The organism is Pontibacter chitinilyticus (assembly GCF_039748935.1).
In the GTDB taxonomy this organism is placed as follows: domain Bacteria; phylum Bacteroidota; class Bacteroidia; order Cytophagales; family Hymenobacteraceae; genus Pontibacter; species Pontibacter chitinilyticus.
The window spans coordinates 40,454-63,649 of sequence record NZ_JBDIZJ010000018.1 but is presented as its reverse complement, the minus strand read 5'-3'; the positions used below and the strand labels follow the sequence as shown (position 1 = coordinate 63,649).

The 23,196-nt window shown below is 53.4% G+C and carries 17 protein-coding genes; 7 read left to right on the top strand and 10 right to left on the bottom strand.

Annotated features, from left to right (window positions below):
• Positions 1 to 71 precede the first annotated feature (71 nt).
• From ABDW72_RS19480 to ABDW72_RS19455, 6 genes are all read right to left on the bottom strand, one after another.
• Positions 72 to 1,349, bottom strand: coding sequence for a Gfo/Idh/MocA family oxidoreductase (locus tag ABDW72_RS19480; protein ID WP_347160286.1), 1,278 nt, complete (start codon positions 1,347 to 1,349; stop codon positions 72 to 74).
• A gap of 627 nt (positions 1,350 to 1,976) precedes the next feature.
• Positions 1,977 to 3,962: an OmpA family protein gene (locus tag ABDW72_RS19475; protein WP_347160284.1), complete on the bottom strand. Its 1,986-nt coding sequence runs from the start codon at positions 3,960 to 3,962 to the stop codon at positions 1,977 to 1,979.
• A gap of 18 nt (positions 3,963 to 3,980) precedes the next feature.
• On the bottom strand, positions 3,981 to 4,919 hold the full coding sequence (locus ABDW72_RS19470; RefSeq protein WP_347160283.1) for a PorP/SprF family type IX secretion system membrane protein: 939 nt from the start codon (positions 4,917 to 4,919) through the stop codon (positions 3,981 to 3,983).
• A gap of 32 nt (positions 4,920 to 4,951) precedes the next feature.
• Positions 4,952 to 8,266, bottom strand: a complete 3,315-nt coding sequence (locus tag ABDW72_RS19465; RefSeq protein WP_347160281.1) for an ice-binding family protein — start codon at positions 8,264 to 8,266, stop codon at positions 4,952 to 4,954.
• Between the two features lie 422 nt (positions 8,267 to 8,688).
• Complete coding sequence (lipA, locus tag ABDW72_RS19460) at positions 8,689 to 9,600, bottom strand: lipoyl synthase (protein ID WP_347160280.1); 912 nt, start codon at positions 9,598 to 9,600, stop codon at positions 8,689 to 8,691.
• Positions 9,601 to 9,827: 227 nt separating this feature from the next.
• A complete protein-coding gene (locus ABDW72_RS19455; RefSeq protein ID WP_347160278.1) occupies positions 9,828 to 10,562 on the bottom strand; it encodes a hypothetical protein in 735 nt (244 codons plus the stop codon).
• 69 nt (positions 10,563 to 10,631) lie between these two features.
• Here ABDW72_RS19455 and ABDW72_RS19450 point away from each other — a divergent pair, with 69 nt between their 5' ends.
• Positions 10,632 to 11,039, top strand: coding sequence for an OsmC family protein (locus tag ABDW72_RS19450; RefSeq protein ID WP_347160277.1), 408 nt, complete (start codon positions 10,632 to 10,634; stop codon positions 11,037 to 11,039).
• A gap of 35 nt (positions 11,040 to 11,074) precedes the next feature.
• On the opposite strand, the gene ytxJ is transcribed toward ABDW72_RS19450, so the two are convergent.
• The 3 genes from ytxJ to ABDW72_RS19435 all read right to left on the bottom strand — a co-directional run bounded on the left by ytxJ (position 11,075) and on the right by ABDW72_RS19435 (position 14,083).
• Complete coding sequence (gene ytxJ, locus ABDW72_RS19445) at positions 11,075 to 11,416, bottom strand: bacillithiol system redox-active protein YtxJ (RefSeq protein WP_347160276.1); 342 nt, start codon at positions 11,414 to 11,416, stop codon at positions 11,075 to 11,077.
• 11 nt (positions 11,417 to 11,427) lie between these two features.
• The gene (locus ABDW72_RS19440; RefSeq protein WP_347160275.1) at positions 11,428 to 11,772 is read right to left on the bottom strand and encodes a hypothetical protein; all 345 of its coding nucleotides are present in this window, start codon (positions 11,770 to 11,772) and stop codon (positions 11,428 to 11,430) included.
• 331 nt (positions 11,773 to 12,103) lie between these two features.
• The gene (locus tag ABDW72_RS19435) at positions 12,104 to 14,083 is read right to left on the bottom strand and encodes an alpha-ketoacid dehydrogenase subunit alpha/beta (RefSeq protein ID WP_347160274.1); all 1,980 of its coding nucleotides are present in this window, start codon (positions 14,081 to 14,083) and stop codon (positions 12,104 to 12,106) included.
• Between the two features lie 224 nt (positions 14,084 to 14,307).
• Between ABDW72_RS19435 and ABDW72_RS19430 the strand changes: the two genes are divergently transcribed.
• The 4 genes from ABDW72_RS19430 (at position 14,308) to ABDW72_RS19415 (ending at position 18,667) form a co-directional block, all read left to right on the top strand.
• Entirely contained in the window at positions 14,308 to 15,579 is a 1,272-nt protein-coding gene (locus ABDW72_RS19430) for a M16 family metallopeptidase (RefSeq protein WP_347160273.1), read from the top strand.
• Positions 15,580 to 16,115: 536 nt separating this feature from the next.
• Complete coding sequence (locus ABDW72_RS19425; protein ID WP_347160272.1) at positions 16,116 to 16,565, top strand: MarR family winged helix-turn-helix transcriptional regulator; 450 nt, start codon at positions 16,116 to 16,118, stop codon at positions 16,563 to 16,565.
• Positions 16,566 to 16,626: 61 nt separating this feature from the next.
• Entirely contained in the window at positions 16,627 to 17,445 is an 819-nt protein-coding gene (locus ABDW72_RS19420; protein WP_347160271.1) for an aldo/keto reductase, read from the top strand.
• Positions 17,446 to 17,563: 118 nt separating this feature from the next.
• Positions 17,564 to 18,667: an alkene reductase gene (locus ABDW72_RS19415; RefSeq protein ID WP_347160270.1), complete on the top strand. Its 1,104-nt coding sequence runs from the start codon at positions 17,564 to 17,566 to the stop codon at positions 18,665 to 18,667.
• A gap of 91 nt (positions 18,668 to 18,758) precedes the next feature.
• Here the strand turns inward: ABDW72_RS19415 and ABDW72_RS19410 are convergent, their stop codons facing one another.
• A complete protein-coding gene (locus ABDW72_RS19410) occupies positions 18,759 to 20,195 on the bottom strand; it encodes a T9SS type A sorting domain-containing protein (RefSeq protein ID WP_347160269.1) in 1,437 nt (478 codons plus the stop codon).
• A gap of 328 nt (positions 20,196 to 20,523) precedes the next feature.
• On the opposite strand from ABDW72_RS19410, the gene ispF reads away from it, so the two are divergent.
• A complete protein-coding gene (ispF, locus tag ABDW72_RS19405; protein ID WP_347160268.1) occupies positions 20,524 to 21,015 on the top strand; it encodes a 2-C-methyl-D-erythritol 2,4-cyclodiphosphate synthase in 492 nt (163 codons plus the stop codon).
• 495 nt (positions 21,016 to 21,510) lie between these two features.
• Positions 21,511 to 23,157: a M28 family peptidase gene (locus ABDW72_RS19400; protein ID WP_347160267.1), complete on the top strand. Its 1,647-nt coding sequence runs from the start codon at positions 21,511 to 21,513 to the stop codon at positions 23,155 to 23,157.
• Positions 23,158 to 23,196: the final 39 nt, after the last annotated feature.

Genomic DNA, 23,196 nt, shown 5'->3' with positions numbered 1-23,196 from the left:
GGATGTCTTTCTGGTAAGAATCTTTTTCCATGGCTCCCGGCAGCTACTGCCCCTGCTTGACAGCCGCTCTACTACATCACGAGCGTCCAGTCGGAGCGCATGGGCTGATAAATCAGGCGGTTGGCCCCCTCGTCGGCTATGAACTCCTGCTTCACCGGGTCGAACTTTAGCGAGCGGCCCAACTGCAACGCCGCCTTTCCCATATTAACCAGCGTGCAGGAGCGATGCCCGTTTTGCTCGTTCAGGGCAAACTTTTGCCGTTCTTTCACTGCCTGGATGAAGTCCGTGACCTGTGGCTCGGGGTCCGGAAAGGCGGCCAGCTTTCGTTGCAAGTCCGGGATATCGGAGCGGAAGCCGGGGTATAACTTTCCGTTCGGGCCTTCAATGTACGGGATGTTCTCCTCCTTGCCCTCGCCGTCGAGCACAATCTGGCAGCCGTCCTCATACGTATACACAATGCGGCGCCAGGTGCCTACTGCGTCCGGGTGCTGCTGTGGCGCGTCGATCTCTACTGAAACAGGGCTGGTATTATCTTTCCCGAGGAAGTACTGCACCGGGTCGAGGTAGTGCTGCCCCATGTCGCCGAGGCCGCCGCCGTCATAGTCCCAGTACCCGCGGAAGGTCTGATGTACCCGGTGCGGGTTGTAGGGCCGGTAGGGCGCCGGGCCCAGCCACATATTGTAGTCGAGTTCCGGGGGTACCGGCATCGGATCGAGGTTAGTTTTGCCTACCCAGTAGAACTTCCAGTCGAAGCCGGTACCGCGTCCTACCGTTACTTTCAGCGGCCAGCCCAGCAGGCCACTGTCCACCAGCTTTTTGATGGGTTTAACGGGCGTACCCATCCCATAAAAGATATCCTTGAAGCGAAACCAGGTATTGAGGCGGAAGATACGCCCATGCTGCTGTACCGCCTCGGCCACGCGCTTGCCCTCACCGATGGTACGGGTCATGGGCTTCTCGCACCAGATGTCTTTACCGGCCCGGGCGGCATCTGCCGCGATCAGGCCATGCCAATGCGGCGGTGTGGCGATATGCACAATATCAACCTCAGGCAACTGTATCAGTTCGCGGTAATCGGCAAAGGTCTTCACTCCTTTCCCCAGGATATTGACGGCCCTTTTCAGGTGGTTCTGGTCCACGTCGCAAACGGCAACCACCCGGGTGTCGCCGTAAGGGAAGTGGTTACGCCCCATGGACCCCACGCCGATGACCCCCTTCGTAAGTTGGTCGCTGGGTGCAACAAAGCCTTTGCCGCCCAGTACAAAGCGCGGCACAATGATGAAAGCGGCCATAGTGGTAGCGGATTTCTTCAGAAAGTCGCGCCGGGAACTGGTACTCGCTGCTGTCATAGGTATACGTTTTAACGGAGTTGAATAATGGAGTTAACTGAGAAGCCCGGAAAGAGAGCGGGGTTCTATATCCGATGCAATAGCGGCGGTATAGCAGTTACTTTTGCATATTCCTATATCCCTTGGCAAAAGAATAAAACAATGCTTTTCCCCAACAAGGCCATGCTTCTGTGCCACGGGATGTGCTTATGTATTGACCCGGAGAAGCCTGATCCAACAGTAAATCGTGCCGCCTGCTATTAAATAAAACTTATACCTACCCAAAGGACTTTACTCCTGACAGATGCTCCACATACTTCCTTGAAATAAAAGAAACGCTATCAGGAGCTTACAACTTTATTCCCTCGTTCCTAAGTGTAGTGTTAGCTACCTAAAGAATATAAATTATTGCCATAAATCCAAAGCCCATGTTGTTTTATTTATATAAGTTATTCTCATCCTCTCTCTGTGTATTCAACTACAACCAGAACTCTTGCGGCAAACTACCTTCGCTAAAGCTACCATAGCGAAGCTGCACTGCTCTTTGCTAAGTTTACCTGCCATACTACACTCTGATAAGTCATAAAAAAAGGCCCAGCAGAAACTGCGGGGCCTTTCCAAACTATGAAAGCTAATGAAAAATATTTATCAGTTTTTCCTGATTTTAAATTCGGTGCGGCGGTTCAGCTGGTGCTCCGCCTCGGTACATTCCACGCCATCGGCGCAGCGGTTTACTAACCTTGTTTTGCCATAGCCCCGGGCTGTAAGCCTGCTTCTGTCTATGCCTTTGGACACAATATAATCGACGGCGGCCTGTGCCCGACGGTCAGAAAGCAACTGGTTGTAGTTCAGGCTTTCGCGGCTGTCGGTGTGGGCGCTCATTTCTATCTCTACTTTAGGATTGTTCTTCAGCAGCGTTACCACCTTGTCTAGTTCTTTGGCTGCATCCGGGCGAATATCCCATTTGTCGAGGTCGTAATAAATATTGTCCAGCACGACGGCACGCTCTACCACGTTCTTATCAAAGAGTAACGCCACCTGTACGGTATCGGGTGCCGTTTCCGGCACTGCGGCTACAGCCTCCTGCTTCAAAAAGCCTTCTTTAGAACCCAGGAAGGTGTAGGTATCTCCTTTGCGGCCATCCATAAAGTAAGCACCTTTCTCATCTGAAACCGCTACGGCCGAATCGGTTGCATTCTTCTCTGTTATCTGGAGCATTACCTGTGGCAGCGGCACCTGCATGTTGCGCTTCTGGGCATTCTGCTTGCGCTCCAATGTGGTGATGGCCAGCACCACCGGCTTCTTCAGTATTGTAAACTTATAGATATCGTCGGTGCCGTTCTGCGCATCGCGGTTAGAAGACAGCAGGCCTGCCTCGCCGGGTTTGGTGAACATGATGCCATAGTCGTTCTTAGGCGTGTTGATCGGGTAACCCATGTTGCGAACGGCTCTCCACGATCCCTGCGCTCCTTCGGCAGAAAAGATGTCCATGCCGCCCATGCCGATGTGGCCGTCTGAGGCAAAGTATAACTTGCCGTCCGCATCTACATACGGGAAGCTCTCCCGTGCCGGCGTGTTGATGGTGGTGCCGGCATTAACCGGCTCTCCCCAGCTACCATCCGCTTGCCGCACGGAGTAGTAAATGTCTGTATCGCCCATACCGCCGGACATGTCTGATACGAAGTATAACACCTTGCCATCCGGCGACACAGCCGGGTGGCCTACTGAGTATTCATTTACGTTGTTGTAGCTGAATGGCTGGATGTTGCTCCAGTCATCACCTTGCTTTTCTGCCGAGTAGATCTCCAGGCGGTTGATGTATTCTTTTACCTCCGGCTTTTTCACCCAGCTGGTAGGGTCTGGGTTTACGTTGCCGCGCTTCAGCACCAGGTGCGTGCGGGTGAAGTATAATTTCTTACTTCCTTCGGCGGCCGAGGCAGTGGCATTGTGATAATCAGAATTTACCATTTCCTGCAGCGCTTTTGGGCTGCTCCAGTTACCCTGCACATCCTGCTGCGCCATAAACAGCTGCAGGTATGGCCGGCCTGTCCAGCCGTATACTTTCTCGTCCTTCTTACCTTTTACTACCCCGCGGTCTGATGTGAAAATAAGGCCGTTGTTGCCGTAAGGTGCCGGGCTGAAATCAGAATAGCCGGTGTAGTTAATGTCCTGGAAAGGCTCTACTTTGGCGATAGGCTCCTGCTGCATCCAGCGTACAGCCAGGTCGCAGGCTTTCATCAGTTCCTGTGCGCGCTGCGCCTGCTCGGGCATCTCTTCGCCCCACAACATGTACTGTGCTTTGGCCTCCTCATACTTGCCGTTGCTACGCAAGGCATTGGCAAAGTAGTAGCGGCTTACCGGCTCGTGGCCTGGCGTATTTACCACCTTGCCATACCAGTTCTCGGCTTCCTGGCTCTGCTGCGTCAGGCGGTAAGCGTCGGCAATGTGCTCCATGGTGGGCAGGTCTGGCTGCCGCTTCTGTATTGCGGTGGTGTAGTTCTGTAGCGCCAGGGCATACTCGAAATTATCGAACTGCTTGTTGGCTTTGCGCAGTGCCGACTGGGCATTTGCCAGCGGAGACAAGCCCAGTATAGCCGCTGTAAAAAAGTATAGAGAAGTATATTTATAGTTCATAAGTCTAAGGGCTATCGGTTAAAAGTATTGCGGCGTAAGCATTTTGGTTTCTTTCTTCCTGAAGAAGTAATAACCAACCGACACTTCGTGCGTGTTGTAACCACTCAGGCTGTTCAGCATCTTATCATAAGAGTAGCCCAAACGCATCGACTTGGTTATCTGTAACTCTGCGATCAGCGCGACGGCCGTACGCTTAGACAACTCCACATTTCCCTCCGAATCATTATTGAAGAACCTGGCGCTGGTGCGGTAAGAGCTGCCCAGCCACAGCCTGTCGCCTAATAGAATAAAGGCGTTGGCATCGATGTTTGTGGGAGAGTTAAAGGTTTCTTTTACCAGTACACTTGGTTTAAACTTCACAAAAGTACCCAGGTCGAATACATAGCCGGCCGTAAAGTAGTAGTGGCGCTCCGGTCCAATCTGCAGGTCGTCTTTAAACTGTAGCAGGTCGGAGGCAGACAGGCCGGCATAAAAGCGGTCGGTGTGGTAATACGCCCCGATCTTCAGCTCCGGTTTTATACTTGTTTCTTTGCCCTCCGGAATAGAAGGGTCTCCTGTAATGCCCAGCTTGGAGCCATCTACCACATGCTGTACCAGTCCCGGCGCTACTCCCAGGCTCAACACCCCGGATGCACTTACCTGCAGCTTTACAGCCACATTGGCATAGGCCGTTGTAGTAGTTTGCGCACCAATGGCATCGCGCGTCAGGCCCACGCCCAGGCCCATTCTGTTTCCTGCAGCCACGCCATCTAGGCTCAGGGCCTGTGTGGAAGGGGCGCCCTCAATGCCTGTCCACTGAGAGCGGTGAAAGAGGTTCAGGTTCAGCACATTCTTACTTCCGGTATAAGCCGGGTTCAGGCTCATACTATTAAAAATGTACTGCGAGTACTGGGGGTTTTGCTGGGCACTAGCCGACAGGGCAAGCAGTAGGGCCAGCAGGGTATAAAGTATTTTCATTGTCTTGTAATTTTCCATTAGTCAGGTATGCCTTATCGGAAGATGGTCACGTACCCGGTAAACTCTTTCTGCACACCGTTGCAAAGCTGCACGCTTACTTTGTAGAAGTAGGTGCCTTGCTCCAGCTTGTTACCGTTCCAGTCGTTCTTGTAATTCTTCTGCCTGTATACTTCAGAGCCCCAGCGGTTGAAGATGATTACCTCATTGTTCGGGAACTTGAGCAGGTTTGCAACCTCCCAGGTATCATTGATGCGGTCGCCGTTCGGGCTAAAGGCTTTCGGGAAGTTCAGCTGTCCATCTGCCAGTGCAGCGTCCATTGCCGCACTTGTTTGCGGGCTGGCACAGCTGCCAGTGTTCGCTACTACTGTTACCTGCCCTTTGGCAGTTGGTGAGCTTGCTGTTACCTTGATGCTGGTTGTACCCTGCCCTGCTGTGATGGTGAAGCCGCTTGACACCGTCCAGGTATAAGAGGTAGCTCCCGGCACGGCATCGATGCTATACACCAGGCCATCGCACACGTTGCTGTTGTCCTTTATCGGGCCGGCAGCGGCTGGTGGCGCTGTAATCGTGACGGCTATAGTGCTTGCGTTGCTGGTGCCACAGCTGTTGGCGCCTGTTACGGTGATGTTGCCACCTGCAGTGCCTGCTGCTCTAACGGTTACCTTTGCAGTACCCTGGCCGCTTACCAGTGTCCAGCCGGTAGGCAGGGTCCAGGTATAGGTGGCGCCTGTCTCAGCATTGGCAAAAGTATAGATCAGATCTTCGTTGCTGCCCAGGCAAACTGTACTGTTACCGGTAATGCTGCCTGGTGTGGCTGGGGCCGTGATGCCTTTTACAGCCAGTGCAGCCGCTTCGCCATCGCCGCATTTGTTTGTAACTACCACCGATACATCACCGGCAGTGCTGCCTGTTTGTACTATGATGGTTGGCGTATGCTGCCCGGATGTGATGGCCCAGCCGGTTGGCACTGCCCAGGTATACTCGGTGGCACCTGCTACCGCTCCTATACTATAAGTGAGGGTAGAGCCGGCACAGCCGCTGGCATCGCCTATAATTGTGGGCTTGGCAGGTTTGGTTGCTACGGTTACTGGCAGTACGGCGGCTTCACTGTTGCTGCAGCCATTGTTTACAGTTACAGATAAGTTGCCCCCGGCATCGCCCGCCTTCACGACAACTGTGCGGGTATCCTGACCGCTTACAATAGTCCAGCCAGCTGGCACAGTCCAGGTATAAGCAGCAGCGTCGGCTACCGCGTCAGCGATAAAGGTAGCTTCAGTGCCTGCGCATACATCCGTGTTACCGGTTATGGAGGCTGGCGCATCAGGCTTCGGCGTAATGGTAATCACTTTAGTAGCAGCTTCTCCAAACAACGCACAGCTGTTTTTCGCCTTTACAGACAGAGTACCACCCGTGCTATTCTCCGGCACTTTCACGCTAACTGTTGCTGTTCCCTGCCCGCTTACGATCTCCAGTCCGGACGTTACCGCCCACTCGTAGGTGATGTCGTCTCCGGGAGTTGAGGCCCAGTAAGTATAAGTAGAGCCATTGGCACATACCGGAGCATCACCGCCCGAAATGGTTGGCTGTGCTGGCGGTCCGATTGGCTGAACCGTTAAGGTAGCAATTGCTTGCACGCCGCACTGGTCTTTTACAGTTACCTTCAGCACACCAGGTTGCAGACTTGCTCCTGTGTTAACTACTATCTTATTCTCCTGCTGTGATACTTTTGTCCAGCCAAGCGGCAGCTCATAGGTATAGCTGGCTCCTTCTACAGCGGTGGCAGTGTAGGTTACGTTTTGTGTGTTAAGGCAAAGACTTGCGTCACCGGTCAGCTTTATATCCAGCGGCGGGCAATCTACTGGTATATCTACCGTGTCGCCATCGTTGCCAGGGTCCGTATCTCCGCCAGGATTGGTATTATCTCCCGGATTGTTCGGGTCCGTCGGGTTAGAAGGGTCGCTTGGACTGTCCTGCCGTGAAATTACAACAATGTTGCTGACAGTGCCTGGCTTGGTAAGGCGAACAACTACTGTTAAAGTAGCCGTACCATCTTTCGCCAGTGTTCCTACCAAGAATGTACCGGTGGTCGGATCAAATGTACCTTGTGTTGCCGAGTGGCTGACATAAGCCAAGCCATCGGGCAATTGTTCTTTTACAAAAACATTGGTTGCAACGCCGGGGCCAGCGTTTTTAGCAACGATCGTATATGTTACTGCATCGCCTACAAAGTATGGGCCGGCGCTTACGTCTTTTGTTACGCTCAGGTCATACGACGGGTCGGGCACGTCTACTGGTGCTTCGCCTTCGTTGTCGCCCGGGTTTGGGTCCGGGTCTTTTCCGATTACAGTTACCCGGTTGTTGATGTTACCGATGCTTAGGATTTTGAACACCACCGTCAGGGTTACTTCTTCTCCGTTCTTCAGGTCGCCGATATACCATCTATACTTGCCATCGCTGTCTTTTCTGAAGGCGCCGGTCTGATCACTTGAGCTCACAAAGGCTAGGGCATCTTCCGGAAAATCTTCTGTTACCACCACATTAGTGGCATCGTTCGGACCGCTGTTGTGCGCTTTGATGATATAGGTAATGTTGGTCCCAAGGGTGTAATCGCCTGCCTGCGCTTCTTTCGTTACGCCCAGGTCATTGATCACGACTGTTGGCAGAAAGATGTTGTTCGTGTTCAGGCTCACATTACCGTCCAGCGACAGGGCGCGGCCAATCAGCCCCACGCCCATGCCCAGGTTAATGTTTCCTTTCGCAAGTATAGTACCCTGAAAAAGTGTTGAACCGCCCAGGTCCACATCCTTCTCAACCACCCAGAATATATTTTTTGCCTGTGCGCCATTTTGCAGCAAAAGGCCTGTGCTTGGGGCTGGCGGCAAAGGAAGCGAGCTCGTAAGCCTGCCGGGAATGATAAAGATAAAGGTAGCGGTTACGTCTCCGGCACCATCCAGGCGCAAAATACCGCTTAGCGAGGCATCGCCGGTGAACCGGTATACGCCCGGACCAACAAGAAAGCCTCCCATGTTACGGGGAAGCGTACCGGAAGCCGTTTTGCCCACCAGCGTATTATAGGCGGTGTGCGCGTCCTGCTGTGCCAGTATGGCGGCATCTGTTCCCAGTTGCAGCGGCTGGTTAGATACCAGCAGGGTACCGTTGTCCGTCAATGTGTTTCCTGGTGAGGTACCTAGCCTGCCCGTAACGCCGGTTGTGCCGGTATTACTTACACTGTTTGTAGCTAGCACCGCATAGCTGCTGGCTTGGCCCAGCAGTGGATCTGACTGCGCCAGCAAAAGGGTGGTGCTGGCAACCAGAAGCAGACAAATTAAGAGTAGAATTCGTCTCATAAAGGTATAAGGGAATAAAGTATTTGCTCGCTAAAATATACATAGATAGGCCTATATATATTAAACAATTGAATTTACTCTAAATACTTAAATAAGTTGTACTAAATTCAAAAAATAATATTAATATATATCAAATATAGCTAATATTAGCTATGAATGCAGTTTTTAGAATATAAACTAACCTTAATATTTCTGCTTAAAACAAATCAGGCAGTCCAACTTTATATCGGTTATTACCTACTTACCTGCAAATTTGCTTGCATTATACTACTTCATACTTAAGCCTTTCCAGCAACGCCTTAGCTACTCCGGTGGCACAACACTCTTTTGCTAAAATTTCTTTTGCGTTAAAACAGTCCAATAAAAAAGCCCTGCAGCAGGTAAGGCAGCAGGGCTTTTCGGGTGCTAAAATGCAGGCGTTTTTATACGTGCACGTGGCGCTCGGCGTGGTATGATGAGCGTACCAGCGGGCCCGATTCCACATACTTCAGGCCGCGGTTCAGGCCCTCTTCGCGGTAGTGGGCAAACAGGTCCGGATGTATAAATTCGGCTACTTCCAGGTGCATTTTGGTAGGCTGCAGGTACTGGCCTAAAGTCAGGATATCGCAGCCGTTCGCAGCCAGGTCATCCATGGCCTGGTATACCTGCTCACGTGTTTCGCCAACGCCCAGCATAATGCCGGTTTTGGTACGCTGCCCATACTCCTTGGTGCGGCGGATCTGCTCCAGGCTTCGCTCATACTTGGCCTGCGGGCGCACACGGCGGTAGAGTTCTTTTACCGTCTCCATGTTGTGCGATACCACCTCCTGGCCCGGCGAGATCATCGTGATCAACGCATCCCAGTTAGCTTTCACATCAGGAATCAGGGTTTCGATGGTGGTGGAAGGCGAGAGTAGTTTCACCTGCTTTACCGTCTCGTGCCAGATGGCAGCGCCACGGTCTTTCAGTTCATCACGGTTTACGGAAGTGATCACGGCATGCTTTACACCCATCAGCTGAATAGCTTCTGCTACGCGGCGCGGCTCGTCCTCGTCGTACTCATTCGGGCGGCCCGTGGCCACAGCACAAAAAGAGCAGCTACGGGTACACACGTTCCCCAGAATCATGAAGGTTGCCGTGCCTGCGCCCCAGCACTCGCCCATGTTCGGGCAGTTGCCGCTTTCGCAGATGGTGTGCAGCTTATATTCGTCTACGATGCTTCGTACTTTCGCGTATTCTTTCCCCACCGGCAGCTTTACGCGCAGCCAGTTAGGCTTGCGTGGCTGGCCCAGCGCATTCAGCCCCTCGGGCGTAGCATTGGGCTGTATAACCGGAAGTGTCAATAATTCGTCCATGATGCAAAGATAGGAAGTTATGAGTTAAGACATTGGCCTTTGGCTAAGTTTTCAGCCCGGCGCAATTGCTAGTATGATACAACTCCGACGCCTTTATGTTGAAGGAGTAGCGCTAACTGGAAAGCAACAACAGGATGGCGGGAAGGCCAGGGCTGCAGGCTATACTTGCACTTGTAATTGATTCGGCCTGTATAGCACAACTGCGCAAAAAGGCACCAGCAAAGGTTTTATTTGCGTCGACCGTAATACAGGTTCAGGTAAACCGAAGAATACACTTTACTGTTATCCGCCTGCGGAATAATGACGAGCTCTTTGGGATAAGCTTCCAGGGCAAAGCCCACCTCAATGCCAGTTATACTTTCTTTATAGCGGCCATACTCAAAGCTGAGACCTGCTTTTACATGCGCGCCCACGTTTAGCTTGGCTTCGCCCAGCCCCTGCAAAAAATTGGCATTGCCTTGTATCTGGTCCATGTTGGGGTGCTTCTTCGGATCATACTGCTCTACCCGCACATCATCCAGGTTTTGGCCGCCATAGTTGTAGCGGATGTAGTATGGCACCAGAAAGCCCAGAGAAGGACCAATAGCACCGACAGCATTTACCTGCACCCCTGATTCAGAAGCTTTCCGGAACAGCACCAACTCACGGCCATAATGCGGCCGCACCACAAACAGGTAGTTTTGCTTGCCGGCAATAAAAAAGTCGCCGGTCAGAGGACTGTATAGGCGGTTTTCTTTCGGATGCTTTACTTCTACAACCTCTATTTCTCCAAACTGGTACATGCGCTCGTTCATAAAAAACGAAGAACGGATGAACGCGCCTCCGATCAGGCCGCCATTTGAATTAAAGTTTATACCATAGCTTAGCTCGTTATGGAACGACTCGTCTTCGTTGGATTGAGCAGCTGCCGGCAGCGCCAGGCCCAGCGCAACTGCAAGTATAAGTGCAAGGTTTTTTACCACCCTTCTTTGAGTTAGAGATTAAATAAAAGTAACTAATTTTACACGTATTACAAAACCAAAACTACGTCTATGGCAACGATCAAAAGTACATACCAGGGCAACCTCCGCACCTCTGCCCAGCACCTGGCTTCCGGCAACACCATCATCACCGATGCCCCTGTAGATAACAACGGCAAAGGAGAAGCATTCTCTCCCACAGACCTTGTCAGCGCTGCCCTCGGCTCCTGCATGATGACCATCATGGGCATTGTTGCTAACCGCGCTGCTATTGATATTACCGGCATAGAGGTCGAGATCACTAAAATTATGGCCGCAGAGCCACGCCGCATTGCCGAAGTAGTACTTAACTTCACTATGCCCGCAGGCAAAACCTATTCAGACAAAGAAAAAGCAATGCTGGAGCATGCTGCCCGCACCTGCCCCGTCGCGCTGAGCCTTCACCCGGACATCAAGCAAACGGTTTCCTTCCGGTACTAAGTATACGGGCGGCGTAGCTACTGCTATAAACCAGCTTATGCTGCCAGTTGTTTCTTCAGTGCGTCTACGCCGATGCTCATATGCGACACATCATAGGTGCAAACACCATCCTGCACCAGCAGCAGTTGTGGCGACTCGTGGCGTACCTGCAGGGTATCTGCCACCTCTTTGCTTACAGGACGGTAACGCAGCAGGTCAAGGTAGTATAACTTTACATCATCCAGTCCAGCGCTATCCCACTGCCGCTCCAGGCGGCTTTTGGCTGTGGCGCTGATGGAGCAGGAGGTGCTATGCTTAAAAATCACCACCGGCGTGCTCTTCGACTCTTCTAAAATCTCGTCCAACTGTTCAGTACTCGTTAGCGGAAGCCAGTTCATATAGTTTTCTTTTAGTTCGATCTTTTCTTTTTCAGGCGTTTGCCCTTCTTCTGAAACAGCTTCCACCGCGTTAAAGGTTCGCCCTTGTCGTTCAAAGCAGTGTTGTTGCCTTTTGCCTTGGCGCGCTTGCGTGCTGCTTCTCCTTTTTTAAACGTGTATACAGCCGTGTTCAGGTGCGTCTCCTTGTAAACCGATTCTGTTTTATCCGCCTCCTTTAAAAACTGCTTCTGCTCTTTCCGTTGCTGTTCTTCGGTAGTATGGCTGATCTGGGCAAAAGCCGGGGCAGCTGCCAGCAACAGGGGCAGGATTAACAGGCAGTGAAGCGCCTGCGCGAAAGCATCTTTTTTGCGCACCATCGGCATTTTATTTAATGGGTATACTTAAAATAAATGCAGGAGTTTCTTTCGCCGCTTTACGCGTCCGTTTTTATCTGTTGGCACACTGATAGCTTCGAGCCCAGCCGACCCTTGCGACTTAATGGTTGTTGTTCTGCCGTTTTGCGTAGGGCATGGAATTCCTTTGTGCTGACAGCCCGCACATAGCAGCAGCAGAGAGACAAAGGGTAAAAGCAGGTAACGGAGCGGGCGCATAGCAAGTCAGGTTAAAAGTTTATCAGGCCCACCAGCGGACAGCAATGCTTTTCTGCAAAGCCTGCTACCCGCTGGCGCTATTTTATACTTGTTTATACTAGTAGTTTAACATCCGCTCGGCCTTCTCGCGCAGGCGCTGCTTTGGCAGGAACTCCTGCTCCAGCGGTGGCGCAAACGGAACGGCCGTATCCAGGCTGGCCACACGAGCAACCGGGGCATCGAGCAATTCAAAGCAGTGCTCGCTGATCCAGGCAGCGATTTCCCCGCCAATACCCCCGGTCAGCGTGTCTTCGTGCAGGATGATCACACGGCCTGTTTTCTCCACGGCAGCGCGCACAGCCTCCTGGTCCCAAGGCAGCAGCGTGCGCAGGTCCAGGATGTGCAGGCTGGCCTCTGGCAGCTCCTGCTGCAGCTGCCTGGCCCAATGCACGCCTATGCCGTAGGTGATGATGGTCAGGTCCTCGCCCTCCTGCACGGTGCGCGCCTTGCCTATTTCTATCGTATAGTAATCGTCCGGGATCTCCTGGGAGATGGAGCGGTAGAGCAGCTTGTGCTCGAAGTATAGCACCGGGTTCGGGTCTTCGATGGCTGCGTTCAGCAGGCCTTTGGCATCGTAAGGCGAGGACGGGTAGACCACCTTCAGGCCCGGCGTGTGGAAAAACCAGGCTTCGTTGCTCTGCGAATGGAAAGGCCCGGCAGCCGTGCCCGCGCCGGTGGGCATGCGCACCACCACGTCGGCGTTCTGGCCCCAGCGGTAGTGGCTCTTGGCCAGGTTGTTCACGATCTGGTTAAAGCCGCTGGTCACGAAGTCGGCGAATTGCATCTCCACGATGCTCTTTTTGCCGCGGATGGACATGCCCAGCCCCGCGCCAAGTATAGCCGACTCGCAGAGTGGCGTGTTGCGGATGCGGCCTTTGCCGAACTTCTCCACAAGGCCCTCCGTCACTTTAAACACGCCGCCATACTCGGCCACGTCCTGCCCCATCAGCACCAACTCCGGGTAGCGCTCCATACTTTGGCGGATGGCGTCGGAGATGGCGTCCACGAAGCGCTTCTCCGAACCCGCGTCTGAGGCAGGATGCACCACCTGCTGCGCAAAGGGCTGGTACATGTCGGCCAGCTCCTCCTGCCGATTTGCCTCCGGCATGGGTTCGGCAAAGGCCTCCTGCAAGCCGTTCTCTATCTCGGTACGCAGCTCCTCCTTTATACTTTCCATCGTCTTCTGTGTGAGCACCAGCTCGTCGAGCAGGAACTTCTCGAAGTTCTCCACCGGGTCTTTCTTGGCCCATTTCTCAAACAGCTCCTGCGGTACGTACTTGGTGCCGCTGGCCTCCTCATGGCCGCGCATCCGGAAAGTGATGGCCTCGATAAGCATCGGGCGTGGGTGCTTGCGCATACTGGCCGCCGTCTGCCGGATGGTGTCGTACACTTCCAGCACGTTGTTGCCATCTATCTGCAGCGCGTCGATGCCGTAGGCGGGCCCTTTGTCGATGAAGTGACGGAACTTAAACTGCTCGTTATTAGGCGTGGAGAGGCCATAGCCGTTGTTCTCCACCAGGAAAATCACCGGCAGCCCCCACACCGCCGCCACGTTCAGCGCCTCGTGGAAATCACCCTCTGAGGCGCCGCCGTCGCCGCTGAACACCAGCGTCACCTTTTCCTTCTGCTCCAGCAAATCGGCCAGCGCGATGCCGTCGGCCACAGCCAGCTGCGGCCCCAGGTGCGAGATCATACCCACGATATGGTGCTCTTTCGTGCCAAAGTGAAAGGAGCGGTCGCGGCCTTTGGTGAAGCCGGTGGTTTTGCCCTGGAACTGCGCAAACAGGCGGCCCAGCGGAATATCGCGGCTCGTGAACACGCCCAGGTTGCGGTGCAGCGGCAAAATATACTCGTCGGGCTCCAGCGCCATGGCCGCGCCCACCGAGATGGCCTCCTGGCCGATGCCGGAGAACCACTTGCTCACTTTTCCCTGGCGCAGCAGCACCAGCATGCGCTCCTCGATCATGCGCGGCTTCAGCAGGGCCTTGTATAAAGTTAAAAGCTCGTCGTCTGTATAGTCTTTGCGGTTGTAATTCATCTCTAAAAAAGAAAACCTCGTTATAGTCTGGCAAGTTAATGTATTAGCGGTTGTGCTGAAATTTATCCCTTAAATTTTTACTTTTGTCTTATACTTTGACAAAGGACTATTTGACAAAAGACATAGGAGGTACACTTAGGAAGTGTTAGAACTGAACGATTAAACTATAGATTTCCTGAAAAAGTCTTTTGTCCTTTGTCTATCAATCTTATGTCCCCAAAAATATGATAGAATTCAAAGAATTTACCTTAGATAACGGCCTGCAGGTGATTGTGCACGAGGACCCGACCACGCCAATGGCGGTGCTGAACGTGCTCTACAACGTGGGCTCCCGCGACGAAGAGGAAAGCCACACCGGCTTTGCACATTTGTTTGAGCATCTGATGTTCAGCGGCTCCTTGAACATCCCTGTGTACGACGAGCCGCTGCAGCGGGTGGGTGGCGAGAACAACGCCTTCACCAGCCCCGACATCACCAACTATTACCTCTCGCTACCGGCGCAGAACATCGAGACGGGCTTTTGGCTGGAGTCGGACCGCATGCTGAACCTGGCCTTCAGCAAGAACGGGCTGGAGGTGCAGCGCAAGGTGGTGGTAGAGGAATTTAAGCAAAACTACCTGAACCAGCCCTACGGCGACGTGTGGCTGAAGCTGCGCCCGCTGGCTTACAAAGAGCACCCCTACAAATGGGCGACCATCGGCAAGGAAATCGCACACATCGAGGACGCCACGATGGATATTGTAAAGGCCTTTTTCAAAAAGCACTACGCGCCGAGCAACGCCATACTTGTAGTGGCCGGCAACGTGACGTTTGAAAAGGCAAAGGAGCTGGCGGAAAAATGGTTCGGCCCGATTCCGGCCGGCGAGAAGTATACGCGCCACATCCCGCGGGAGCCGCAACAAACAGCGCCGCGCGTGCTGGAGACCTCGGCCGACGTGCCGCTGAGCGCCATCTACAAGGCCTACCACATGCCCGCCCGCACCGAACAGGATTATTACGCTGTGGATCTCATCTCCGATATCCTGGGCCGCGGCAAGTCGAGCCGGCTGTACGAACGGCTGGTGAAAGAGCAGAAGCTGTTTAACTCTATTTCGGCCTCCGTGTCGGGAAGTATAGAGCCGGGCCTGCTCATCATTCAGGGCAAGCTGAGCGAGGGCACGGACCTGCAGGAAGCCAATGCCGCCATCGAGGCCATCAACCAGGAGCTGATGGACCAGCTGGTAGACGAGGAAGAACTGAACAAGGTGAAGAACCAGGCCGAGACGAGCCTCGTGTTCTCGGAGATCGAGCTGCTGAACCGCGCCATGAACCTGGCCTACGGCAAGCTCCTCGGCGACGCCAACTTCGTAAACACCGAAGGCGCCAAGATTCAGGCCGTCACCCCCGCCGATATCCAGCGCTGCGCCCGCCAAGTGCTCAACCCCAACAACTGCTCTTCGCTGCTGTACAAGGCGGAGAAGAAGGAAGCAGCGGTAGAGGCGGAGGCGGAGGCGTAGACAAAGGACAAAAGACGTTTTGGCATTGGATATAAAAGTATTAGCTGTTCTGGGGATTGAATTCCGGAACAGTTGATGCTTATAGTGGCCGTAGCATTTATACTTACCTTAACCCACCCCTTGCCCCTCCGAAGTAGAGATTTATGTTTCTGAGGAGCTACGAAGTATACAACCTTAGCCAGGTGCATGATTTGACACTCCACTGTTCGAGCGTTCAGCGAGTTTGGAGGGTCTTGATTCTTTTGTCTACTTTTCTCATCAAGGAGAAAAGTAGGGCCCCGCCGGCGAGGCGAAAAGCTGGCTAATAGCCGCAAACTTTGATACCTCCACTACCTCATTCCATCGGTTCTGTATTAGAATCTTCCCTACCAGATGAGCCTCGTAAGGGAATAGAGAAATACTTTATACTTCACGCAAGCTTTTCCTACTGCTCATTCATACTTGCTTGCCAGCCAATTTCTCCCGCCGCGCACAACCTAATCGACCAAACACTTGTATATACAACTATTGTTTCGTACCTTTGTGCCAGATTCAGTATGCGGATAGAAGACGAAATACAGCAAAAGGAGTTCAAGGACGATTACCGTCGCCTGCTCGTGAACCTGTTGTTTACCAACAACTGGGTGAGCCAGCAGACGATGCCCTTCTTTCGCCAGCACGGCCTGACGCTGCAGCAGCACAATGTGATGGGCATCCTGCGCGGGCAGCACCCCGAGCCGGTGTGCTTCGGCGACATCCAGTGCCGCATGGTGGACCGCAGCTCCAACGTCACCCGCCTCATCGATAAGCTGATAGAGAAAGGCTACGTGACCCGCGACATCTGCCAGGCCAACCGCCGCATGATTGAAGTACGCCTCACGGAAAAGGGGCTACAGAAAATGCAGGAGATAGACCAGGACGCGCAGGAGCTTTATAAACGCTTCCACAACCTGAGCCAGGAAGAGGCGGTGCTCATGAGCAAAATGCTGGACAAGCTGCGCGGCTAAGGCTATTTTTTTATCTCTATACTTGTATACACAACTAATGTATAAACCTAAAACAGAAACTATGAAAGCAGTAAACATAAAAGGAGTAACCATACCTGCCCTCGGGTTCGGGACGTTTCAGCTAGACGGCAACACTGCGCACCACATGGTGCAGGCCGCCCTCAGCACCGGCTACCGCCACATCGATACGGCGCAGATGTACCAGAACGAGGAAAGCGTGGGCCGCGCCATTCAGGAGTCGGAGGTGCCGCGCGAGGAGGTGTTCCTGACAACCAAAGTACTGCCTGCTAATTTGGGCAAAAAGTCCTTTCTGCCCTCGGTGGAGGAGAGCCTGAAAAAGCTGAAGACCGACGCGGTAGACCTGCTGCTGATTCACTGGCCGAACAAGGACGTGCCGGTGGAGGAGTATATGGGCGAGCTGATGAAGGCGCAGGAGAAAGGCTATACCAAGCACATCGGCGTGAGCAACCATACCACGGCCCTGCTCGATAAAGTGCTGGCTACTGGCGCCGACATCATCACCAACCAGGTGGAGTATCACCCCTTCCTGAACCAGGATACGCTGTATACTTACCTGCGCAAGCATCATCTCTCCCTCACCGCCTACAGTCCCATCGCCCACGGCAAAGTGCTGGGCAACGGCACGCTCAAAAGCATCGGCGACAAGTATGGCAAGAACGAGATACAGGTGACGCTGCGCTGGCTGGTGCAGCAGGACGACGTGCTGGCGATTCCGCGCAGCTCTAGCGAAAAGCACATGCAGGCCAACTTCGCCATCTTCGACTTTGAGCTGACGGCGGATGAGATGCAGCAGATTCACCAGCTCACGCAGCAAAACAACCGCCTCATCAACCCCGGCTGGGCTCCCGACTGGGACTAGGGTAATTTTGAATGAATGAGTGAATGAGTGAATGAGTGATTAATTGAATTTTGAATGAGGGGGAGTCGTGGCAAAGGCTGTACTGCTCCTCTGATAAATGTTAAATGATAATTGACCAATGACAAAGCAAGCACTTTTAAAACCGATAAAACTGTACGACCTGGAGCTGAAGAACCGGGTAGTGATGGCCCCCATGACGCGCAGCCGCGCCAACAACGAGGGCAACGTACCCAACGACCTGATGGTGACCTACTATACCCAGCGCGCCGGCGCCGGCCTCATCATCACCGAGGGATCGCAGGTATCCAAGCAAGCGGTGGGCTACATCAACACGCCTGGCATCTATAGCTCTGAGCAGGTAGAAGGCTGGAAGAAGATTACCAAAGCCGTGCACGACGAAGGCGGCAAAATTTTCATCCAGCTGTGGCACGTGGGCCGCATGTCGCACCCCGACTTCCACAACGGCGAACTACCGGTAGCCCCGTCGGCCATTAACCCGAACGACAAATCGTTTACGCCCGAAGGCTTTAAAGACACCGTAACGCCGCGCGAGCTGACCGTGCCGGAGATCAAACAGATAGTGCAGGACTTTAAGAACGCGGCCAAGAACGCCATGGAAGCCGGTTTCGACGGCGTGGAGGTGCACTCCTCTAACGGCTACCTGTTCCACCAGTTCTTCGCCTCTACGTCCAACACCCGCACCGATGAGTACGGCGGCTCCAAAGAGAACCGTGCCCGTATTTTGTTTGAGGTGCTGGACGCTATCAAAGAGGTGATGCCGATGGAGAAAGTGGGCGCGCGCCTGAACCCGAGCCTGAACGGCATCTTCGGCATGTCGCTGAACGAGGACACCATCCCGACCTTCGACTACATTATAGAGAAGCTCAACGATTACAACCTGGCGTACCTGCACCTGTCGGAGCCGTTTACGGATGTGAGCGACCTGCCGCACGCCGAGCCCAACATTGCCAAGCGCTACCGCCCCAAGTATCAGGGCAACCTCATCATCAACGGCGGCTTTACGCAGGAATCAGGCAACGAGGTGATCGAAGCCGGAGACGCCGACATGGTGGCTTTCGGCGTGCCATTCATCGCCAACCCCGACCTGCCGGAGCGCTTCGCCCAGAACGCCGAGCTGCAGCAGCCCGACAAAAACACGTTTTACACTCCTGGTGCCAAAGGCTACATCGATTACCCTTCGCTTGCGGAGGTAGAGGCCTAAGCCAAAGGCGCTTTTCAATATATAGTTCACAAAGAAGGCCTGTTGGTTTTAGCAGGCCTTCTTTTTTGATGCGTGGATATAGTATAAGCGGCTACTTCAGCAGCAGTTTCAAGGTAGTTTTCCCTGTTGCAGTCTGCCAACTTACCTGGTACACTCCTGCCGGAAAACCTTCCACATTTAAGCTGGTTTCTGTGCTGCCCTTTGCTACCGGCTGTTCCAGCAACTTCTTCCCTGCCGCGTTCCACAGCGTTACTTTCTCAGCGCCTGCAGCAACCGGGTGCCGCAGCTGCATCACCTCGCCGCCCGCTGGGTTCGGGTACAAGTATACCTGCTGGTTTGTAAGAACCGGAGCCACCACCACCTTGCTATACTCAAAGGTGCCGTCCACATCTACCTGCTTTAGCCGGAAGTAATAAGTTCCTGCAGCCGGTGGAACATACTTGTAAGTATAGTTTAGCCTAGTGTTAGAGTTACCGGCCGCCGCCACAGTGCCTATACTTCCAAATGCTTTGCCATCGCGGCTAACCTCCACATCAAAATGGCTGCTATGCTCTTCTGAGGCCGTGGCCCAGTTCAGCACCACCTCGCCCCGGTTTTGCTTCGCCTTAAAGCTGAGCAACGTCACCGGCATTACAGCGGTTTTGTTTAAAAACGCATTGGCGTTGTAGGCCACAAAAGCCACATCACTGTTGCCGCTCAGCGTTATCTTAAACTTTCTGATGCGAGCCACATCGGTTGGCGTTAAGCCGAAATCACTAAAATCACCGGCCCACAACCGGAGGGGGCGCTCTGTTTTAGTGAAGGTAGAACCCAGCGTCATCGGGCTCTGGCTTGCCTCGTAAAAGTCGGCCACCCAATTGCCTACGGGAGCAATAATATTATAAAAAGTAATGGAGACTGAATTGCCTACTTGTTTACCGCTCTCATCTAAAAAGGCATACGTGTCGCTTGATTGGGCAGGATCTGCTATCTGCGTCACTAAGATATCCGGCACGCCATCGCCCACCGCATCCGCCAGAATGTTGGTCATATCAAACGTCAGGCTGCCGGCGGGAAGGTTGGCCACGCCAGTTCCTAAGTCGAGCCCCTGCTTTCCGTCAACTAAGTACAGGTTAATGTTTCTGTCCGGGGATGGTGTGCTTTTACCGTTCGTTACGCTGTCGTACCGTTCGCCCAGAGCCACTTTGGTGTTGCTTGTGATGGTGCCGGTTACGTTAAACTGCGGCAGCGATTTGTACAGGCCCTTGGTAAAGGCTAGGCCATGGCTGGTCAGGTTGTCATCGTCCACGCCTGTAGAGTAGCGCGTGCCCTGGTAAGTAAAGCTCAGCAGGTTATGACTGTTGTCAGGTTTTGTGGTGCTTATCGCTGAGGCTGAACTTTGCCAGAAGCCATTGTAATCCGTAATGATTGCTGAAACCGACCGGGGCGACTGGCCATGCGCTTTGAAAGGGGTGGTTGCCAGCGCAACAATGGTGAAAATTATACTTGCAGTTACCTGTGCTAAGTATCTTTCGTTTTTAAATAACATATTCTTCACTTTAAGGCTGCTGTGGCAGAAGCAGGTACTGCAACTAAAAATACCAGGCTTTCGCTATAGCAGCCAATATGTTGCGAACATAACAAAATAAAACATACTTGCTTTTCTATTTCATAACCAGCCTCAGTAATACATCTTTTGTTATATATTTTATAGGTTAGCTGACATCAGGCCTCATCCTGTTAGGACCGACACGTTTCACCGACCCATAATACCAGTACTTTAGGATGGCCGTATTGATTTTAAGACTGGAATGTGGCGGCGGAAATGTTCTTTTATGAAAAAGCGCTAACTTGCAGAAGTAAAACCGTCTGTTATTTTGAGCCATAAACTAAAGATAAGAACCGGCTTCGGCTACGATGTGCACCAACTGCAGGAGGGGCTGGATTTCTGGCTCGGCGGCATTAAGATTCCGCACACGCACGGCGCACTGGGCCACTCCGACGCCGACGTGCTGATCCACGTGATCTGCGATGCCCTGCTGGGCGCCGCCAACCTGCGCGACATCGGTTTCCACTTCTCCGACAAAGATTCCAAGTACAAAGGCATCGACAGCAAGATCCTGCTAAAGGAGGTGGTGCACCTGCTGAGCCGCGAAGGCTACGAGATCGGCAACATCGACTCCACCATTTGCCTGCAGGAGCCCAAGGTGAACCCGCACATCCCCGCTATGAAAACCTGCCTGGCTGAGGTAATGGGCATCCCCGAAAACGACATCTCTATTAAAGCAACAACAACAGAACACCTGGGCTTTGTAGGCAAAAAAGAAGGCATCGCCGCTTTCGCCACCGTGCTGATTCAGAAGCTGTAAAGAGGCCGCGCGGGGAAGCAGACTACTTTCTTAAGTATAGGCGTTGTAGATTGGCTGATCAGGAACACCTCCCTGCCCTCCTCAAGGAGGAAATTCGGCTGTAGGAGGAGGAGAAGTATAAGCAGTATAGCAGCGTTTCCCTTGTGGTCCTGTTTTGGCCCTGCGGGCCAGTGAAGTCAGAGACTTCGCCTTTACACAAAGTCACGAATCTGTAGATTCGCGCCAGTACAGGGGAGTAACTTGCCGCAAATGGGTGAGTTTATACTTCGTTTGAAAGTATAGCCTCTGCCAAGTGCACGCTTTGACACTCCACTGTTCGAGCGTTCCTCGAGTTTGGAGGGTCTTGATTCTTTTGCCTACTTTTCTCATCAAGGAGAAAAGTAGGGCCCCGCCGGCGAGGCGAAAGCCAGCAAAGCACCAAAAGGCACGAAAGTTGCCTAAGGCATTTAAAATGAGCAACATACTTAACCTAACCTATACTAACCTTAAAACTAAATGAAGCATCACCACCTGTATGCCTACGCCCTGCTCGCCGCCATGACGGCCGGCTGCGCCACGGCCAGCAAAACGCCCAAACAACCGGTAACCGACGCGGCCAAACTCGAGGAAGTCTCTGAGAAGTATGCCGAAACCATCACCGCCGACGACCTCTCAAAGCACCTGCACATCATCGCCTCCGACTCCATGGAGGGGCGTGATACCGGCTCCAAAGGCCAGAAGATGGCGGCCGAGTACATCTCCAACCACTTTAAACAGGAAGGCCTGGCGGGTCCGGTAAAGACCGGCACCAACCCCTACTACCAAACTTTCGACCTCGAGAAAACGCAGTGGGGCGGCGGCTACATTCTGGTAGGCAACAAGAAGTTTTTGATGATGCAGGACTTCTTTGTGCTGGGCGGCTCGCCATACCAGCAGGAGCAGGCGGCCGACGTGGTGTTTGCCGGCTATGGCATCGACGACCCGAAGTTTAACGACTATGCGGGCAAGGACGTGACGGGCAAGATGGTGGTAGTGCTGGCCGGCGAGCCAAAAGACGCCAACGGCAACTACATCATCAGCAGCACCGACAAGGCCTCGGACTGGGGCAACGACTACCGCAGCAAGCGCAAAGCCGCCACCGACCACGGCGCCAAGTCTGTGCTGATCATCACGGGCACTAACCCCGGCGAGTTCAACAGCCTCACGCAGCGCTACAAAGCCTATGCCACGCGTCCATCCATCGGCATGAAGAGCACCGGTGCGCAGGCAAACGCCGCCACTATGTTCATCTCGCCGGTAGCGGGTGCTGCCTTGTTGGGGACTACTACCGATCAGCTGTTCGACTACCCTACGATGGTAGCCAAAGCAGGCAAGCCAACCCCAGATAAATTCGCCGTGGCGCGTGACGTGAAGGTGAAGACCGAGCGCTTGGCAGAGCCGCTGTCTACCGAAAACGTGCTGGGCTTTATCGAGGGCACCGACAAGAAAGACGAAGTAGTGGTGGTGACCGCGCACTACGACCACGTGGGCATGGACCCATCCTTAGAGGGCGACAAGATCTTTAACGGCGCCAACGACGACGGCTCCGGCACAGTATCGGTGCTGGAAATTGCCCAGGCCTTTGCCAAGGCGAAGAAAGACGGCTACGGCCCGCGCCGCAGTATGCTGTTTATGACCGTGACCGGCGAGGAGAAAGGCCTGCTGGGCTCCGAGTACTATTCCGAGAACCCAATCTTCCCGCTCGAGAACACCGTGGCTGACGTGAACATCGACATGGTGGGCCGCATGGACTACGACCACGAGAAGACCAACGACAGCAACTACATCTACCTCATCGGCGATGACAAGCTCTCCTCGGAGCTGCACGAGATAGACCAGCGCATGAACGAGAAGTATACGCACCTGAAGCTGGACTATACTTACAATGACGAGAACGACCCGAACCGCTTCTACTACCGCTCCGACCACTACAACTTCGCCAAGCACGGTATTCCGATCGTGTTCTTCTTCAACGGCGTGCACGAAGACTACCACAAGCCCAGCGATGAGGTGGAGAAGATCAACTTCCAGAGCGCGCAGACCGTGGCCCGACTGGCCTTCCATACTGCCTGGGAGCTGGCCAACCGCGACAACCGCATTGTGGTAGACAGCAACAAAAAGTAGTATACTACACCAGCCACAACAGCCGTTATACTTAAATTA

What these genes read in the sequence shown, in the direction of transcription:
- ABDW72_RS19400 (WP_347160267.1), top strand. Translation starts at nt 21,511, where the DNA reads ATGAAGCATCACCACCTGTATGCCTACGCCCTGCTCGCCGCCATGACG.
- ABDW72_RS19425 (WP_347160272.1), top strand. Translation starts at nt 16,116, where the DNA reads ATGCGGATAGAAGACGAAATACAGCAAAAGGAGTTCAAGGACGATTAC.
- ABDW72_RS19415 (WP_347160270.1), top strand. Translation starts at nt 17,564, where the DNA reads ATGACAAAGCAAGCACTTTTAAAACCGATAAAACTGTACGACCTGGAG.
- ABDW72_RS19480 (WP_347160286.1), bottom strand. Translation starts at nt 1,349, where the DNA reads ATGACAGCAGCGAGTACCAGTTCCCGGCGCGACTTTCTGAAGAAATCC.
- ABDW72_RS19475 (WP_347160284.1), bottom strand. Translation starts at nt 3,962, where the DNA reads ATGAACTATAAATATACTTCTCTATACTTTTTTACAGCGGCTATACTG.
- ABDW72_RS19450 (WP_347160277.1), top strand. Translation starts at nt 10,632, where the DNA reads ATGGCAACGATCAAAAGTACATACCAGGGCAACCTCCGCACCTCTGCC.
- ABDW72_RS19470 (WP_347160283.1), bottom strand. Translation starts at nt 4,919, where the DNA reads ATGAAAATACTTTATACCCTGCTGGCCCTACTGCTTGCCCTGTCGGCT.
- ABDW72_RS19440 (WP_347160275.1), bottom strand. Translation starts at nt 11,772, where the DNA reads ATGGTGCGCAAAAAAGATGCTTTCGCGCAGGCGCTTCACTGCCTGTTA.
- ABDW72_RS19430 (WP_347160273.1), top strand. Translation starts at nt 14,308, where the DNA reads ATGATAGAATTCAAAGAATTTACCTTAGATAACGGCCTGCAGGTGATT.
- ABDW72_RS19420 (WP_347160271.1), top strand. Translation starts at nt 16,627, where the DNA reads ATGAAAGCAGTAAACATAAAAGGAGTAACCATACCTGCCCTCGGGTTC.
- ABDW72_RS19465 (WP_347160281.1), bottom strand. Translation starts at nt 8,266, where the DNA reads ATGAGACGAATTCTACTCTTAATTTGTCTGCTTCTGGTTGCCAGCACC.
- lipA (WP_347160280.1), bottom strand. Translation starts at nt 9,600, where the DNA reads ATGGACGAATTATTGACACTTCCGGTTATACAGCCCAATGCTACGCCC.
- ytxJ (WP_347160276.1), bottom strand. Translation starts at nt 11,416, where the DNA reads ATGAACTGGCTTCCGCTAACGAGTACTGAACAGTTGGACGAGATTTTA.
- ABDW72_RS19435 (WP_347160274.1), bottom strand. Translation starts at nt 14,083, where the DNA reads ATGAATTACAACCGCAAAGACTATACAGACGACGAGCTTTTAACTTTA.
- ABDW72_RS19410 (WP_347160269.1), bottom strand. Translation starts at nt 20,195, where the DNA reads ATGTTATTTAAAAACGAAAGATACTTAGCACAGGTAACTGCAAGTATA.